A 14,728-nucleotide genomic window follows, 5' to 3' on the forward strand; every position below is an offset into this window, starting at 1 on the left:
AAATTAACCGCCAACGCGCTTAACGTTAAACCCTTTTTCTTTTAGCATTTTCATGATTTTATCGCGATAATCGCCTTGTATAATTATTTTATCATCCTTAAAACTGCCACCAACACTTAGTTTGGTTTTAATTTCTTTAGCTAAAATCTTAAAATCTTCGGTAGCACCCGTATAACCTTCTAAAATGGTTATGGGTTTGCCCTTGCGTTTTTCATATTTACAAAGAATGGGGTCGTCTTGCATCCAAATTTTTGATGCTTCATCATTGTTTTCTACTGGTTCTTCCTGAACATGATCTGGGAAAAGGTTTTTTAATTGATCTTGTAAGTCCATAGTTATAGTATTCAGTCGCAGCCGCAGTTCTCAGAACATTGCGATTGCCACTTAAAATTTATTTTTTAATTAATCCAAGTTCTATTAAACGCTCTGTTAAAAATTCGCCTGCTGTAATATCTTCAAAGGCTTTTGGGTTGTTTTCATCAATACATTCATCCAAAACATTTAATTTCATTTCACTTATAGGGTGCATGAAAAACGGAATGGAATAGCGTGATGTGCCCCAAAGTTCGCGAGGTGGATTAATAACACGGTGGATGGTAGATTTTAGTTTGTTATTGGTATGTCTGGATAACATGTCGCCAACGTTTATCATCAACTCATCAGGTTCAGCAATGGCATCAATCCATTCGCCTTTATGGTTTTGTACTTGCAGTCCACGACCTTGTGCGCCCATTAACAACGTAATTAAATTAATGTCGCCATGTGCTGCTGCACGTACAGCTTCCTTAGGCTCTTCAGTAATTGGTGGGTAATGTATGGGTCTTAATATAGAATTTCCGTTGTGTATATAATTATCAAAATAGGTTTCTTCCAAACCTAAATGCAATGCAAGGGCGCGCAACACATATTTTGCTGTTTTCTCAAGCATTTTATAGGCTTCTTTTCCAACTTTATTGAATTCAGGAAGCTCTTCAACCATAACATTACCAGGGTATTCAGCCTCCAATTTTGGGTTATCTTCAACATATTGCCCAAAGTGCCAAAACTCTTTTAAATCACCTTCTTTTTTACCTTTGGCGCTTTCTTTTCCAAACGATACATAACCTCGTTGACCACCAATACCTGGAATTTCATATTTTTGTTTCGTTTCAACTGGTAAGCTGAAAAAATTCTTTACTTCGCCATATAATTTTTCAACTAAAGCATCGTCTAAAAAATGACCTTTTAATGCTACAAACCCAATGTCTTCATAGGCTTTTCCTATAGCGTCTACAAATTTTTGCTTTCTAACAGCATCTCCCGATGTAAAATCGTTTAAATCTACACTTGGTATAATATTCATGAGGAATCTTTTAATTATGTTCTATAACAAATGTACAAAAACATTGCTAAGATTTATGCAATGGCATTGAGTTTACTTTGCAAATGAATTCCTCTTTTTATGGTATATTTGGTTTTTACCAAACACCTAAATTTATGAGTGATAATTCAGTTACCGTTAATATAAATTTTGATACCAACCAACTTGATAATAATACCTTGTTGCATTTGTATAAATCCATGTTAAAACCACGTTTGATAGAGGAGAAGATGCTTGTTTTATTACGTCAGGGAAAAATAAGCAAATGGTTTTCTGGCATAGGGCAAGAGGCGATTGCCGTAGGTGTAACCTTGGCTTTAAATGAAGATGAATTTATTTTGCCTATGCATAGAAATTTAGGCGTTTTCACCTCAAGAAATATACCCCTATGCCGATTGTTTGCACAATGGCAAGGAAAGGCTTCGGGCTTTACAAAAGGTAGAGATCGGTCCTTTCATTTCGGAACGCAAGCATATAAAATTGTGGGAATGATTTCGCATTTAGGCCCGCAATTGGGTGTTGCCGATGGAATTGCTTTGGCTTCAAAATTGAAAAACAAAAATCAAGTTACTGCTGTTTTTACAGGTGAAGGTGGCACAAGTGAGGGCGATTTCCACGAAGCTTTAAATGTAGCATCGGTATGGCAATTACCCGTTTTATTTTGTGTTGAAAATAACGGATACGGACTTTCAACGCCCACAAACGAGCAATATAATTGCCAACATATAGCCGATAAAGGCATAGGTTATGGCATGGAATCCCATATTATTGATGGTAATAATATTATTGAAGTTTATACCAAAGTAACTGAAATAGCTAGAAGCATTCGTAATAATCCACGACCTGTTTTACTAGAATTTAAAACGTTTAGAATGCGTGGTCACGAAGAGGCGAGTGGTACTAAATATGTCCCTCTAGCGTTGATGGATGCTTGGGCATTAAAAGACCCAGTGGTTAATTTTGAACTATTTTTAAAAGCGCAAGGCATTTTAGCTGAACAGGAAGATGCACAATTAAAAGAGACTATTTTAAATGAAATCAACGAGCATTTAAACAACGCTTTCGCGGAAGAAGACATCGTTCCAAATGAAAGTATCGAATTAAACGATGTATATCAAGAATTTAATTATCAGAATGTTGCATATAATTCAGAAGCAAAAGAAATTCGATTTATTGATGCCATTTCTGAAAGTTTAAAACAAAGCATGGAACGCCATCAAGATCTTATTATCATGGGGCAAGACATTGCTGAATATGGTGGCGCTTTTAAAATTACTGAGGGTTTTGTAGAACAATTTGGAAAAGAGCGCGTAAGAAACACACCTATTTGCGAATCGGCCATTATTGAAACCGCTATGGGTTTATCTATTGCAGGGATGAAGGCTGTTGTTGAAATGCAATTTGCCGATTTTGTTTCTTCAGGATTTAACCCTGTAGTTAATTATTTGGCAAAATCGCATTACCGTTGGGGACAAAACGCCAACGTTGTTTTAAGAATGCCTTGTGGCGGTGGTGTAGCTGCAGGTCCGTTTCATTCGCAAACCAATGAAGCTTGGTTTACCAAAACACCAGGTCTAAAAGTGGTATATCCTGCATTTCCTTATGATGCCAAAGGGCTTTTGAATACAGCCATAAACGATCCTAATCCGGTACTGTTTTTTGAACATAAAGGTTTATACCGCAGCATCCGTCAGGAAGTACCAAAAGATTATTACACGCTGCCTTTTGGTAAAGCCTCATTGCTTAGAGACGGCAACGATGTGACTGTAATTAGCTATGGTGGAGCTGTACATTGGGCACTAGAAACTTTAGACAAAAACTTAGACATAAAGGCCGATGTAATAGATTTACGAACGCTGCAACCTTTAGATATCGAAGCTATTTTTACTTCCGTTAAAAAAACGGGGAAAGCTATTATTTTACAAGAAGACACTTTATTTGGTGGTATCGCCAGTGATATTTCGGCTTTAATTATGGAGCATTGTTTTGAGTATTTAGATGCGCCTGTAAAACGTGTTGGCAGTTTAGAGACTCCCATTCCGTTTGCTAGTCAGTTAGAAGAACAATATCTTCCTAAAAACAGATTTGAAACGGCTTTAATTAATTTGCTGAATTATTGACTAATTGTCTGTTTTAAAGTATTTTAATGTGAAAATTTGTCAGAATAACTGAAAAAATTTCAGTTATTTTCAATTGGTATTTTATTTGCTTATACCTAGTAAAATTAATTGTATAACTTTTAAAATATTTAATTATGAGTACTCTAATTCCAACAATTAAGTCTGGCAACAAAAAGCCAGTTGAACCTAATTTTAATTTATTACCAAGTTTACCTTCTTGGTTTGATGATATCCTAGGTAAAGGCCTAGGAACAGAGTTTATGTCTAATTTTAATACGGGTATTACCTTACCAGCTGTAAATGTTATTAATTCTGATAACGAATTTGTAATTGACATGGCAGTTCCCGGTTTAAAAAAATCTGATTTTGAAATCAATATCGACAACCAAGTATTGTCTATAGGTGTTGAAACCAAAACAGAAAACAATGAAAAAAATGAAAACTATACGCGCAGAGAGTTCGGATATTCTTCATTCAAAAGAACATTTACAATTCCAGAATCTGTAGATGCCGATAAAATTTCGGCCGATTATAGCGATGGTATTTTAAAAATCCATCTTCCAAAACGGGAAGAAGCAAAAAGGAAACCTGTTAAACAAATTAAAATTTCTTAACTATGGAAGAGAGCAAAAAAGCTCTCTTTTTTATTACAATATTTTAGCATCGTAATTTTGTATCTTTAAAAACTAAAATTAAGCCATGTTTAAAAAGTTTTTTCTACTACTGTTTTTAGTTTTTGTTTATAGCTGCAAAGAAAAAGAAATTCCTTTTGAAGCAAATTATACGTGGCACCATCTAAAGGTTACAGCGTCGGCATACAATTCAGTAGTATCGCAAACCGATTCCAATCCGCATATTACGGCGTTTGGCGACAGTTTAAAACCCGGATTGAACTACATAGCAGTTTCAAGAGATTTATATCGTAAGGGTTTAAAACGTGATACACCAGTGAAAATTAAAGGTTTTGACAGTATTTTTTTTGTAAAAGACCGCATGCACTCACGTTGGAAAAACAAAATTGACATCTATATGGGAACCGATGTAAAGGCTGCAAAAAAATGGGGTAGAAAAAAGGTTTCAATTTCCTATGGCGTATTGAAACCTTTAGATTCTATAAAGAAATAATTAATTGTTTTCAGTTTCTATAAGTGTAAACGGGTAGGCTTCCTTTACTTTTCTAAGTTCGTAGTAAGCTTTTGATAGTTCATTTTGAACTTCAATAAACCGTTTGTAGCTGGTTTGTTGTCCGGTTTGCAAAGAAACAACCGCTTTGGTTGGGTTTTCAGAAGCCATGGATGATTTCTCACCATTACAATAACCACAAGTATTGTCACCGTTGTTATCAATAAAATTCTTGGTGGTATTTTTCAATGCTTCAATGGGTACTATTTGGTTGCCAATCATAATTTCATCATCATTATTTATGATTATTTTTAAAACATTGCGCTCAATTATGGGGCTTGAACAGTCAATTCCGGGTGGACATTCTTCAGGCAATACTCTATTAATCCCTTCATCTGAAGAAATTGTAGCTGTTACCAAAAAGAAAATGAGTAATAAAAACGCAATGTCTGCCATAGAGCCAGCATTTACTTCGGGCATTAATTTTGAATGTCTCATGTTTTATAGTTTAAATGTTAACAAAAACTTAAATAACAAAAACAATACCATAAGTACTAGGCTATCAGAAACATATGTTTTGTTTTAAAAAATTACTAAAGAAAATAAAGAATAGTGGAAAAATTAATGAATAAGGAACGGTTTTTGTTAAATCATTGTAAAATATAGGGGCTTTTAAAGGCAGTTTTAAGATAAAAAAATATCTTTGATGTATTATTAAAGCCCATAATTAGTATAAACCAAAATCATCCTATAAAACTGATGAAGCTACTTTTGTCATTTTTTATTTTAATATCAGCAACATTTTTTGCTCACGCCCAGATAGATAGCCAAAATAAATCTACGGCTATTCCTGCGGTTGAAAGCAAGAAACAAGTTGATAATACTCCTAAAACAATACCTTCTCAACCCGATAACAACAATAATTCCACTTTTGGAAGTTTAAATGTGCCCAATTTATCTACGGGTGTTGAAGCCCCTAAAAAACAATTTTCTTTATTTGGCGAAAAATTTGGAAACCCGGGCGAGCTTTATACAAAGCAATTGGATGATCAGTTAGCCAATACCAAATTAACACCTGAGGAAGTGGAGGCTAGAAACGGAAGTTTAACCGACCAGTATTTTGGTGATTTTAAAAGTAATGCACAATCTGTAAATGTCTCGTATCGCGATCATGGTTATGTGGATGGCGATTTAATACAGGTATTGGTTAATGATGATGTGGTGCAGGCTAGAGTATTTTTAAATGGGGGGTTTAGCGGCTTTAAACTCGACTTACAAAAAGGATTTAACAAAATAGACTTTTTGGCTTTAAACCAAGGTGAATCGGGACCAAATACCGCAGAATTTCGAGTAGTTGATGATAAAGGTATTTTAGTTTCTGCAAACCGATGGAATTTAGCAACAGGTGTAAAAGCGACTATTATTATTGTTAAGGAGTAGTTTTTTAAGAAACTATCTTTTCAATCATTTTCAATTCATCTTCGGAAAAACTCAAGTTATCCAAAGCTTTTACATTTTCCTTTAATTGACCTGAAGAACTAGCACCTATTAAAACCGAAGCTACTTGTGGCTGTCTTAATATCCATGCTAAAGCCATTTGTGATAGTTTTTGTCCTCGTTTTTGGGCGATGGCATCCAATAATTGCACTTTTTCTATATTACTGGTTACGGTTTCTTCGTTTAAATAAGTTAAACTTTTTGCGGCTCTAGAATCTTTTGGAATTCCTTTTAGATACTTGTCAGTAAGCATGCCTTGGGCTAGTGGAGAAAAGGCGATGCAGCCCACACCATTTTGCTCTAAAGTATTTAAAAGCCCATCTTCAACCCAACGGTCAAGCATCGAATAACGCGCTTGGTGCAGTATAAAAGGCACGTTTGAACGCTTTAAGATTTCTGCAGCTTCTTGGGTTTCCTTGGGTTGGTAATTTGAAATACCTACGTATAACGCCTTTCCTTGACGCACAATATCAGCCAAAGCACCCATGGTTTCTTCTAAAGGAGTATCGGGGTCTGGTCTGTGATGGTAAAAAATATCAACATAATCCAGTCCCATGCGCTTTAAGCTTTGATCTAAACTAGAAATCAAATATTTTCTAGAACCTAAATTGCCATAAGGTCCAGGCCACATATCAAAACCTGCTTTGGTAGCTATAAACAGTTCGTCTCTATAATTTTTGAAATCTTTTTTGAAGATGGTTCCAAAGTTTTCTTCAGCAGAACCGTATGGAGGACCATAATTGTTTGCCAAATCGAAGTGGGTAATTCCTAAATCGAAAGCAGTACGTAAAATGTCTCTACCGTTTTGAATGTTATCGATAAATCCGAAATTATGCCATAAACCAATAGATAAAGCAGATAAAAGTATACCGCTTTTCCCTGTTCTGTTATAGGTCATGGTTTCGTAGCGCTGTGTATTTGCTATATAGTCTTGTACTCCAGATTTATCGTTGATTTGCATAGTTTCCAATAATTCAAAAAGTAAAAATATGAATTACCAAATACATTTCCGTTACCTAATGCAAATAAATAATTATTTAAAAAGCGTATTCAATTCGTTAATCAAACTTGTTTTTATTGCAGCATCGGAATCACTCAATGGCAATTGGTTTACATTCAGCAAGTTTGTGTTTTCCAAAGCATCATTGCTTAAATTATAAAGTGCTTCAGACCCATCATCAAAATAAATGTATTTATGTGTAGCGTTTCTAATGGAATAATCATCATTTTCAGCATAAGTAAACATTCTTTTTTCAGCACTTGCGCTAGAAAGCAAACTTATGAAGCTCTTGCTATCGTTAATTTGAGTGGTTTCAGCCCCTGCAACACTTGCTATAGTAGCAAATAAATCGGTGGTATTAATTAAGGCATCTTCAGTTTGATTTTTTCTTGTAACTGTTTTTCCTGAAATAACCATTGGTACATTTACACCCCCTTGATAAATACTTCCCTTTGCCTTGTAATAGCCATAATCTTGTACAACTTGACTTGGAGTACCATTATCGCCCATAAAAATAATGATGGTATTGTCTTTTTCTTCTTGCGACATGGATGCCAAAAGCCTACCCATTTCAGAATCTAAAGCTTCTAAAGCAGCCATATAATAGGGAAGAGGGTTGGCATTAATACTTGCATCATCTGAAGGCAAGTTCCCTTGCGAGTGTAAATGGCTTGGTGGCGGATGAAATGGCGTATGTGGTGCATTGTAGGCTAGCCATAAAAACCAAGACTTGGATTGTTGGCTTACCCAATTGATGGCCAAATCGGTAAATTTTGTTGTAGTATATTCTGTAGATGGCGTTGTTTGTCCGTTTTCAATTAGAGTCCAATTATAATAAGAAGGTACAGTGCCTCTAGAAAATCCCGCATAGTAATTTACGCCCATTTCTGTTGGATGGTTAATATTATTAGATAGATGCCATTTTCCTATAACCGCATGGTTATAAGTGTTGTTGGTGTTTTTATCTAAGTAGTTTTGTAAAGATGTTTCGGTAGTTGAAAGCACATCACCCGGTTTTAAAATACCTGTTTTAAAACCATATTTTCCAGTAAGAATGGTAGCTCTTGTAGGTGCACAGGTTGGATTGGACCACACATTATTGAACCGAATTCCAGAATTTATCATAGCCTGTAAATTGGGCATATTGGGTTTTACGGTACCTAAATTATAACCCGGACACGCATCTAAACCCATGTCGTCAGCAATAATTAATAGAATATTGGGCGCTTTGCTTGCGTTGTTATCTTCTTTTATTTCGTCTTCAACTTTTGAACTGCAAGCTATGACTATAAGTAAAAATAAGGGGAAATATAAAAAACGATTCATAAGTTTAATGATGGTTTATAAAGTGTTACTGCTTTTAGACTGAAAAATAATGGTTTGGTTTAAGTAATTAAAAAATATTAGAATTTTCCCTGTAAACATTCGTCATAAACGCTTTAAAGGTGTTATTTTTGCACGCCATAAAGTTAGATACATGTCTATATCAAAAACAGAACAAGAAGAAAGAAATGTCGGTAAAGATTTATACAGCTACCAAAAAGGTGCTATAGATAAAATTTTTAAAGCTTTTGAAGAATCTCCAGATGATTACCACTTACTGTACCAGCTTCCAACGGGCGGCGGTAAAACGGTTATATTTTCTGAAATAGTAAGACAATATCTTAAACACCACAAAAAGAAGGTGTTGGTAATGACGCATCGTATAGAATTGTGCAAACAAACCTCTACCATGCTTACCGAGTTTGCTGTTGATAACAAAGTGATTGACAGTAAAGCCGATTTGAGCGACCAAGCTAATTACAGTTGTTTTGTGGCGATGGTTGAAACCTTAAACAATAGGTTGAACGACGATAAACTGGATATTTCTGATATTGGATTGGTGATTATTGATGAGGCACATTACAATTCATTCACCAAATTATTTAAGTTTTTTAGTCAGTCCTTTATTTTAGGAGTTACGGCAACACCATTAAGTTCGAGTATTGAGTTGCCTATGACCGATAATTATGATGAATTAATTGTAGGCGAAAGTATTGAATCCCTTATTTCGAACGGGTTTTTGGCACAAGCTGAAATGTTTACATATAATGTAGGTTTAACCTCGTTAGTAGTTGGAGCAAACGGTGATTATACCGTAAAATCTTCGGAAGATTTATATACCGCCGATGATATGCTTTCTAAACTTATCCAAGCTTATGAAGAGCGTAGTAAAGGTAAAAAAACGCTTATTTTCAATAATGGTATCAACACCTCATTACATGTTTATGATACCTTTAGAAGAGCAGGATATCCCATAGCGCATCTTGATAATACCAATACTAAGAAAGAGCGCGCCATGATACTTAAATGGTTCAAAAAAACACCTGATGCTATTTTAACGTCGGTTAGTATTTTAACCACTGGTTTTGATGAACCTACGGTTGAGAGTATTATTTTAAATCGTGCAACAAAATCTTTAACCCTTTATTATCAAATGATTGGGCGTGGTTCTCGTATTCTAAAAAACAAAAAGACCTTTAGTGTTATCGATTTAGGAAACAACTTTCACCGCTTCGGGCCATGGGGAGATAATTTAGATTGGCAACGTATATTTAGATCGCCTAATTATTATCTAGATTCAATTTTAAGTGATGATGAACTTGAAAGTAATTTTAGATATGAAATGCCAGACGCCTTGCGTGCTGAGTTTGCAAAATCCAAAGACGTATATTTTGATATCCAAAAAACCTATGTGGATTCTATTAGAAACGGTGAATCTTCAAAAGTGGTTTTAGAACGTTCTATTGAACAACACGCAAAAATTTGTGTAGAAAACAGTGAAGATGTTTACGATGCGCTAGGATTGGCAAAAATGTTGGGTGATGATATCGATTTTAGAATTCAACGTTACACCAAATGCATAAGTAAAAGTACTTATAACTTTGTGGAATGGTTGAAAGATGATTACAGAAAGAAGTTAAACTCGTACTTGCGTGCTAATTTTGATGAAGTTTTCGAAAGCATTCACGGATATCCGCCAGAAGATTAATTACGAATTACGAAATTCGAATCTAGAATTACGAATTATCAATTATTCATTGTTAATTGATAATTGATAATTGTGAAAGAAGGCGTACCTTTGCACTATCGTAAAAACAAGTATGCCAACATTTTCAGAATTAGGGGTTCAAAAAGACTTTATAAAAGCTCTTAAAGAATTAGAGATTAAAACCCCAACCGCTATACAGGAACAAACCATTCCCGTATTGTTAAAATCACCCACAGATTTTATAGGTTTAGCACAAACAGGTACTGGTAAAACAGCAGCTTATGGTTTGCCTATTCTACAACAAATAGACACTTCATTAAACCAAGTACAAGCCTTAATATTAGCACCAACACGTGAATTGGTTCAGCAAATTAAAAAGCAACTTTTCAAGTTTACAAAGTATTCCGAAGAAAAAATATTTGCAGAAGGTGTTTATGGAGGTGAAAAAATTGAAAAGCAAATTTCAGCATTAAGACGCACAACCCACATTATTATCGCCACTCCAGGTCGGTTATTGGATTTAATAGAACGTGGCGATGTAAACATTGCAGGTGTTAAAACCTTGGTTTTAGACGAAGCAGATGAAATGTTGAATATGGGTTTTAAAGAAGATTTAAATAAAATACTAAAACACAATACCAGTAAAAGGCATACATGGTTGTTTTCGGCCACCATGCCCGAAGAAATTCAGCGTATTATTAAATCCTACATGGCCCCCAGTGCTATTAAAGTAGAGATAAATAAAGAGGATTTAGTAAATGCAAATATTACACATCAGTATATTTCTACACATATCAAAGAAAAATTTAATATCTTAGTAACAATATTAGGTAGAAGGACTAACGAAAGAGGTATTATTTTTTGTAGAACCAAAGCAGGAACTAAAGATTTAACCGAAAAATTGATAGACGAAGGTTTTTCAGTGGGTGCTTTAGAAGGGGATATGCAACAAAAGGAACGCGACAAAGTAATGCGTGCTTTTAAAAATGGCTCTTTGCAAGTTTTGGTTTCTACCGATGTATCTGCTAGAGGCATAGATGTAAATAATTTAGCTTTCGTTATTCATCATCAACTCCCAGAACAACTGGAATATTACACACATAGAAGCGGTAGGACTGCAAGGGCAGGAAACAAAGGGCATTCTATAGCATTAATACTTCCCGGAGAATTACAAAAAATATTACATATTCAAAAAGCTTTGAATATTCAAATAAAAGAAATAATCATATAATTAATTAAACCCGTTAACATAAACAATGGCAAAATCGCAAGTAACTTTTAACAAAATTGAAAAAGAAAAGAAACGCTTAAAAAAACGAGAAGAGAAGCAAAAGAAAAAAGAGGCTCGCAAAGCAGAAGCAAAAGAAAACCCACAAGGTATTCAGTTTGCATACGTAGATTATAATGGAAATTTAACCGATACACCACCAGATCCAAATTTAAAAGTAAAAGTGGATGCAGAAAGTATTGAGTTAGGTATACCTAAGAAAGAAGATAGAGGCGAGGAAGAACCAGTAGGAAAAGAAGGAAAGGTTTCATTTTTTGACACTTCAAAAGGTTTTGGTTTTATCTTAGACAGCATCAATCAAGAAAAGTATTTCGTGCATGTTAGTGGTTTGTTAGAGCCAATACAAGAAAACGACAAAGTTACTTACGAATTGGAACGCGGTCAGAAAGGGATGAACGCCGTGCGTGTTAAAAAGATTTAATTCGTTTTATTATATAGTTTATTTTTTAAGAATTTATGAGTGTACCTCGTAAAACTATGCTCATTATTCTGGCTTTTTTTGCCATATATGTAATTTGGGGCTCAACTTATTTGCTTAACAAAATTGTCGTTACGGAAGTAGCACCTTTGTATTTAGCATCCATTCGCTTTACAACAGCTTCTGTTTTAATATTCATAATTGCCAAAGCACTAAAACTAACTTTAGTCATTACCAAACGGCAATTTCTAAACAATGTATTTGCAGGTTTTTTATTTTTGGTTTATGGTAACGGTGTATTTGTTTGGGCACTAAAATATGTTGATAGTGGTTTTGGTGCTTTAGAAGCCTCTATACAGCCATTAATGGTTTTGGCAATGATGCGTATCATTGACGGAAAAAAAATAAAAACAAGTTCCATTATAGGTATTTCATTAGGCATTATCGGGATGTATTTACTGGTTAGCCAACAGCAATTAAGTTATCAAGAAAATAGTTTGATAGGTATCATCATGATATTTACCTGTGTCATTAGTTGGAGTTGGGGGAGTTTGTTTGTGGCAAGAGCTGAATTGGGACCCAATTATTTTGTAAATACCGCTTACCAAATGCTAAGTTCTGGCATATTACTTTTATTAATTAGTTTATTTTTAGGTGAAACTTGGTTGTCACCTTTCCATTGGAGTGGTTCGGCACAACTATCCATGACGCTTCTTGTTGTATTTGGAAGTATTGTAGCGTTTACAGCATTCAACTATTTACTTAAAGAAGTTTCAACTGAAAAAGTATCTACTTCAGCATATGTAAATCCAGTAATTGCCTTAATTTTGGGCTGGTATGTTTTAGATGAAAAAATTACTGTACAATCTATAATTGCAGCCATTATTATATTAACAGGGGTGTATTTTATAAATTCAAAACGTACTATAAAACCAAGAATGAATGGACGTTAGAAATGCTATTAAATTCATGATTATAAGTGCTTTTGCATTTGCATTTATGAATGTTATTGTTAAGTACTTGAACAATGTTAATTCCTATCAAATTGTATTTTTCAGATCTTTAGGTTCCCTGTTTTTTACTTTTGGCTACCTAATAAAAAATAAAATTCCTTTTATAGGAAATAAAAACAAACTGCTTATTTTAAGATCGATAGTAGGAGCTGCATCCATGCTTTTTTTCTTTATATCGCTTAAATATCTTTCTGTAGGAACTGCTGTTTCACTACGTTATATTGCTCCAATTTTCGCTGCTATTTTTGCGGTTTTTATCCTTAAGGAAAGAATAAAACCGTTCCAATGGCTATTTTTTATCATATCATTTATTGGTGTACTGGTTTTAAAAGGACTTGATAGCCAAATTGATACATTAGGCTTGTTATTCGTTTTGATTGCAGCCATACTTAGTGGTTTGGTCTATATCATGATTAATCAAATAGGGCAAACCGAACATCCTGTAGTGGTGGTAAATTATTTTATGATTACAGCCATGGTTTTAGGTGGTGTGCTTTCCATAGGAAATTGGGTAACTCCTACGGGAATAGAATGGCCTTTATTGTTTAGTTTGGGTGTTGTGGGCTATTTTGGGCAAATATACATGACCAAGGCATTCCAAACCGCTTCAACAAATATTATTGCGCCTTTAAAATATATAGAAGTGGTGTTCTCTATGCTTTTAGGTGTTGCATTTTTTAGTGAAATTTACACCTTTTGGAGTATTTTGGGCATTATATTAATTATTACTGGTCTGGTTTTGAACGTTTGGTATAAGGGACGATTGAAACAATAATTTTGTTATTTTACACACCTCAATTTTTTAATTAGAATTTATATTATGAGTTTTAAACAACGCATCAACCATTATAGAAGACAACTGATGCATACAATTACCAAAAGTGTAGGTAATTCTTATTCAGAGCCAAAAATTAAACCAGGTCAAAAAATTGAAATTAAGAAGGTGTTGATTATTAGACCCAATCACCGATTAGGAAACCAATTGCTATTAACGCCATTGGTACAAGAGGTTATAAATACTTTTCCAGAATGTGAAATCGATTTGTTTGTAAAAGGAGGCGTTGCGTTTCCTGTTTTTGAAAACTATAAACACGTTAATAAAATTATTCAGTTGCCCAAAAAACCATTCAGCAATTTAATTAAATATGCAGGTGGGTGGCTTTCTATTAAAAGTAAAACATACGATTTAGTAATTAATGGCGATAAAAACTCTTCATCGGGTCGGTTACTTACACAAATAGCCAATGCTCCTTTTAAAGTTTTTGGCGATTTAGATGATGCGATCCAAAAACAGTATCCAGACCATAAGCATATTTCAAAATCACCTATTTATAATTTAAGAAATTACTTAACAAAACTAGGTTTTCAAAAGAATGAGAACACTGTTCCTGTTTTAGATATTAAATTGAGTGAGACTGAATTATCCAAAGGCAAGGCCATTTTAGATGCTATTATAAAGAACGATAAAAAAAACATTTGCATTTATACCAATGCTACGGGCGACAAATGTTATTCTGAAGCTTGGTGGGAAACTTTTTATGCCCGTTTACTAAAAGAATACCCCGAGTTTAACATTATTGAAATGCTTCCTATTGAGAATATTTCAAAAATTAATTTTAAAGCGCCTCATTTTTATAGTAAGGATATTCGCGAAATGGGTGCTATTATTAAAAACACATCGGTATTTATTGCGGCCGATAATGGTGTTATGCATCTATCCAGTGCCTCATTAACACCAACGGTTGGCTTCTTTTCGGTTACAGATCCAGATATTTATGAGCCTTATGGCAACGGAAGTATCGCATTAAACACCAAAGAAACGAATATTGAAGATTGGATTAAAAGCATAAACACCATACTTAATAAACACCATACTTAA

At 34.3% G+C, this 14,728-nt stretch carries 15 protein-coding genes; 10 read left to right on the forward strand and 5 right to left on the reverse strand.

The annotated features are described in order from the left end of the window. Positions 1-3 precede the first annotated feature (3 nt). Together J8H85_RS00765 and J8H85_RS00770 are read right to left on the reverse strand one after the other, a co-directional pair. Entirely contained in the window at positions 4-333 is a 330-nt protein-coding gene (locus J8H85_RS00765; RefSeq protein ID WP_209651684.1) for a translation initiation factor, read from the reverse strand. A 58-nt stretch (positions 334-391) separates the two neighbouring features. Continuing rightward, positions 392-1,342, reverse strand: coding sequence for an isopenicillin N synthase family dioxygenase (locus J8H85_RS00770; RefSeq protein WP_209651685.1), 951 nt, complete (start codon positions 1,340-1,342; stop codon positions 392-394). Positions 1,343-1,476: 134 nt separating this feature from the next. Between J8H85_RS00770 and J8H85_RS00775 the strand changes: the two genes are divergently transcribed. From J8H85_RS00775 to J8H85_RS00785, 3 genes are all read left to right on the forward strand, one after another. Continuing rightward, on the forward strand, positions 1,477-3,480 hold the full coding sequence (locus J8H85_RS00775; RefSeq protein WP_209651687.1) for an alpha-ketoacid dehydrogenase subunit alpha/beta: 2,004 nt from the start codon (positions 1,477-1,479) through the stop codon (positions 3,478-3,480). Between the two features lie 134 nt (positions 3,481-3,614). Further along, a complete protein-coding gene (locus J8H85_RS00780; protein ID WP_209651689.1) occupies positions 3,615-4,094 on the forward strand; it encodes an Hsp20/alpha crystallin family protein in 480 nt (159 codons plus the stop codon). Positions 4,095-4,179: 85 nt separating this feature from the next. Next, positions 4,180-4,605 (forward strand): 3D domain-containing protein, encoded by a 426-nt coding sequence (locus J8H85_RS00785; protein WP_209651691.1) that lies wholly within the window; start codon positions 4,180-4,182, stop codon positions 4,603-4,605. Here J8H85_RS00785 and J8H85_RS00790 read toward each other — a convergent pair whose 3' ends face one another. Then, on the reverse strand, positions 4,606-5,100 hold the full coding sequence (locus J8H85_RS00790) for an ExbD/TolR family protein (protein ID WP_209651693.1): 495 nt from the start codon (positions 5,098-5,100) through the stop codon (positions 4,606-4,608). Positions 5,101-5,361: 261 nt separating this feature from the next. Between J8H85_RS00790 and J8H85_RS00795 the strand changes: the two genes are divergently transcribed. After that, positions 5,362-6,042 (forward strand): hypothetical protein, encoded by a 681-nt coding sequence (locus J8H85_RS00795; RefSeq protein ID WP_209651695.1) that lies wholly within the window; start codon positions 5,362-5,364, stop codon positions 6,040-6,042. Positions 6,043-6,046: 4 nt separating this feature from the next. Here the strand turns inward: J8H85_RS00795 and mgrA are convergent, their stop codons facing one another. Next, positions 6,047-7,060: an L-glyceraldehyde 3-phosphate reductase gene (gene mgrA, locus J8H85_RS00800; RefSeq protein WP_209651696.1), complete on the reverse strand. Its 1,014-nt coding sequence runs from the start codon at positions 7,058-7,060 to the stop codon at positions 6,047-6,049. A 72-nt stretch (positions 7,061-7,132) separates the two neighbouring features. Continuing rightward, positions 7,133-8,425, reverse strand: a complete 1,293-nt coding sequence (locus J8H85_RS00805) for a sulfatase-like hydrolase/transferase (RefSeq protein ID WP_209651698.1) — start codon at positions 8,423-8,425, stop codon at positions 7,133-7,135. Positions 8,426-8,576: 151 nt separating this feature from the next. On the opposite strand from J8H85_RS00805, the gene J8H85_RS00810 reads away from it, so the two are divergent. The 6 genes from J8H85_RS00810 to J8H85_RS00835 all read left to right on the forward strand — a co-directional run bounded on the left by J8H85_RS00810 (position 8,577) and on the right by J8H85_RS00835 (position 14,728). Then, the gene (locus tag J8H85_RS00810; RefSeq protein ID WP_209651700.1) at positions 8,577-10,130 is read left to right on the forward strand and encodes a DEAD/DEAH box helicase; all 1,554 of its coding nucleotides are present in this window, start codon (positions 8,577-8,579) and stop codon (positions 10,128-10,130) included. A gap of 112 nt (positions 10,131-10,242) precedes the next feature. Beyond that, positions 10,243-11,361 (forward strand): DEAD/DEAH box helicase, encoded by a 1,119-nt coding sequence (locus J8H85_RS00815; protein WP_209651702.1) that lies wholly within the window; start codon positions 10,243-10,245, stop codon positions 11,359-11,361. 25 nt (positions 11,362-11,386) lie between these two features. Continuing rightward, entirely contained in the window at positions 11,387-11,839 is a 453-nt protein-coding gene (locus J8H85_RS00820; protein ID WP_209651704.1) for a cold-shock protein, read from the forward strand. 35 nt (positions 11,840-11,874) lie between these two features. Further along, positions 11,875-12,789, forward strand: coding sequence for a DMT family transporter (locus J8H85_RS00825; RefSeq protein WP_209651705.1), 915 nt, complete (start codon positions 11,875-11,877; stop codon positions 12,787-12,789). Next, positions 12,779-13,624 carry a DMT family transporter gene (locus J8H85_RS00830; protein ID WP_245243703.1) on the forward strand — a complete coding sequence of 282 codons (846 nt, stop codon included), beginning with the start codon at positions 12,779-12,781 and terminating at the stop codon, positions 13,622-13,624. The genes J8H85_RS00825 and J8H85_RS00830 overlap by 11 nt, the downstream gene beginning before the upstream one ends. A gap of 45 nt (positions 13,625-13,669) precedes the next feature. Beyond that, complete coding sequence (locus J8H85_RS00835) at positions 13,670-14,728, forward strand: glycosyltransferase family 9 protein (RefSeq protein ID WP_209651707.1); 1,059 nt, start codon at positions 13,670-13,672, stop codon at positions 14,726-14,728.

Source organism: Mariniflexile gromovii, assembly GCF_017814435.1.
GTDB classification, from domain to species: Bacteria; Bacteroidota; Bacteroidia; order Flavobacteriales; family Flavobacteriaceae; genus Mariniflexile; species Mariniflexile gromovii.

Coding starts and splice junctions, on each gene's coding strand:
- J8H85_RS00765 (WP_209651684.1), bottom strand. CDS start 333: ATGGACTTACAAGATCAATTAAAAAACCTTTTCCCAGATCATGTTCAG.
- J8H85_RS00770 (WP_209651685.1), bottom strand. CDS start 1,342: ATGAATATTATACCAAGTGTAGATTTAAACGATTTTACATCGGGAGAT.
- J8H85_RS00775 (WP_209651687.1), top strand. CDS start 1,477: ATGAGTGATAATTCAGTTACCGTTAATATAAATTTTGATACCAACCAA.
- J8H85_RS00780 (WP_209651689.1), top strand. CDS start 3,615: ATGAGTACTCTAATTCCAACAATTAAGTCTGGCAACAAAAAGCCAGTT.
- J8H85_RS00785 (WP_209651691.1), top strand. CDS start 4,180: ATGTTTAAAAAGTTTTTTCTACTACTGTTTTTAGTTTTTGTTTATAGC.
- J8H85_RS00790 (WP_209651693.1), bottom strand. CDS start 5,100: ATGAGACATTCAAAATTAATGCCCGAAGTAAATGCTGGCTCTATGGCA.
- J8H85_RS00795 (WP_209651695.1), top strand. CDS start 5,362: ATGAAGCTACTTTTGTCATTTTTTATTTTAATATCAGCAACATTTTTT.
- mgrA (WP_209651696.1), bottom strand. CDS start 7,060: ATGCAAATCAACGATAAATCTGGAGTACAAGACTATATAGCAAATACA.
- J8H85_RS00805 (WP_209651698.1), bottom strand. CDS start 8,425: ATGAATCGTTTTTTATATTTCCCCTTATTTTTACTTATAGTCATAGCT.
- J8H85_RS00810 (WP_209651700.1), top strand. CDS start 8,577: ATGTCTATATCAAAAACAGAACAAGAAGAAAGAAATGTCGGTAAAGAT.
- J8H85_RS00815 (WP_209651702.1), top strand. CDS start 10,243: ATGCCAACATTTTCAGAATTAGGGGTTCAAAAAGACTTTATAAAAGCT.
- J8H85_RS00820 (WP_209651704.1), top strand. CDS start 11,387: ATGGCAAAATCGCAAGTAACTTTTAACAAAATTGAAAAAGAAAAGAAA.
- J8H85_RS00825 (WP_209651705.1), top strand. CDS start 11,875: ATGAGTGTACCTCGTAAAACTATGCTCATTATTCTGGCTTTTTTTGCC.
- J8H85_RS00830 (WP_245243703.1), top strand. CDS start 12,779: ATGGACGTTAGAAATGCTATTAAATTCATGATTATAAGTGCTTTTGCA.
- J8H85_RS00835 (WP_209651707.1), top strand. CDS start 13,670: ATGAGTTTTAAACAACGCATCAACCATTATAGAAGACAACTGATGCAT.